This window comes from Candidatus Symbiopectobacterium sp. NZEC135 (assembly GCF_025962695.1).
On sequence record NZ_JAGFPF010000420.1, the window covers coordinates 1 to 1,487 of the forward strand.

The following is a 1,487-nucleotide window of genomic DNA, read 5'->3' on the forward strand; positions in this document are numbered from 1 at the left end:
GAGAATCTGGCCAAGCCGCTCATTGTGACAGGGTCACAAATTCCGTTAGCGGAGTTGCGTTCTGATGGACAAACCAACCTGCTGAACGCCCTGTATGTCGCGGCTAATCACCCGGTGAATGAAGTCAGCCTGTTTTTCAATAACAAGCTGCTGCGCGGTAACCGCACCACGAAAGCCCATGCGGACGGCTTTGATGCGTTCGCCTCCCCCAACTTCCCGACGCTGCTAGAAGCCGGTATTCATATACGCCGCCTGGTGCCGCCTCAATCGGAAACCCCCAGTGGGCCGCTGATCGTGCATCCTATTACCCCGCAACCGATCGGTGTGATTACCGTTTATCCGGGAATTTCAGCGGATGTGGTGCGTAACTTCCTGCGTCAGCCGGTCAAAGCGCTGATATTGCGCTCTTACGGTGTGGGGAATGCACCGCAAAGCCCGGCGCTGTTGGACGAACTGCGTCAGGCATCGGCACGCGGTATCGTGGTGGTTAACCTCACCCAGTGCATTTCCGGACGGGTGAACATGGAAGGCTACGCCACCGGCAACGCGCTGGCGCAGGCCGGTGTGATCAGCGGTTTTGATATGACGGTGGAAGCCGCGCTGACTAAACTGCATTATCTGCTGAGCCAGCCTGATTTAACCCCGGATACCATTCGCCAGTTAATGCAACAAGACCTGCGCGGCGAACTGACTCAGGACGCCTAACCCGGATGCTGGAGCTGCCATGAACCCTACCGTCCTACACCATGCAGTCATCAATCATGCCCTGCTGTTGGTCGATTTGCAGAATGATTTTTGCCCGAACGGCGCACTGCCTGTCGCACAGGGTGATGTCACCATTGAGGTTGCCAACGTGGCGATAGCGGCGGCACAGAAGGCCGGGATGCCCATCATTGCCAGCCAGGATTGGCACCCGGCCAATCATCTGAGCTTCGCCAGCAATCATCCGGACGCTGTCGTGGGTGAGTGTGGTGAACTGGCAGGATTAGCGCAGATCTGGTGGCCAGTGCACTGCGTACAGGGTACGCGAGGTGCGGAGTTCCACCCGCGCCTTCATCATCATGCGTTTGATGCGGTGATACAAAAAGGCACTCAGCCTGACATTGACAGCTACAGCGCTTTTTTCGACAACGGAAAACGCGCCACCACCGCACTGGATAACCTGTTGCGCCAACGCGGCATCACGCGGTTGACCATCATGGGGCTGGCAACGGATTACTGCGTAAAATTTACCGTGCTCGATGCGCTGGCACTCGGGTATGAGGTGCAGATCGTTGAAGAGGGCTGCCGCGGTGTGAATCTCCAACCGGACGACAGCGAGGCTGCCCTGGTAGACATGGTGGCTCGCGGAGCGCGCCGCATTTGCCTGGCCGACTTTATCGCAACATCAGCAAATGACTCCGCATAATACTGCGCCCCTGTGCATTCAGGGGCTCGGCTACTGTCGTTCTCGCTGAATCAGGTTGTCGATGGCAAACGCCTGCTTC

Annotated in this window: 2 protein-coding genes; both read left to right on the forward strand. The window is 57.5% G+C overall.

What is annotated here, in order from left to right; genetic code table 11:
- Positions 1–705, forward strand: a 705-nt coding sequence (gene ansA, locus J5224_RS27480) for an asparaginase (RefSeq protein WP_264628308.1), incomplete at its 5' end; no start/stop codon positions are given.
- 49 nt (positions 706–754) lie between these two features.
- Positions 755–1,408 carry a bifunctional nicotinamidase/pyrazinamidase gene (gene pncA / locus J5224_RS27485; protein WP_264628309.1) on the forward strand — a complete coding sequence of 218 codons (654 nt, stop codon included), beginning with the start codon at positions 755–757 and terminating at the stop codon, positions 1,406–1,408.
- The last annotated feature ends 79 nt before the right edge of the window (positions 1,409–1,487 follow it).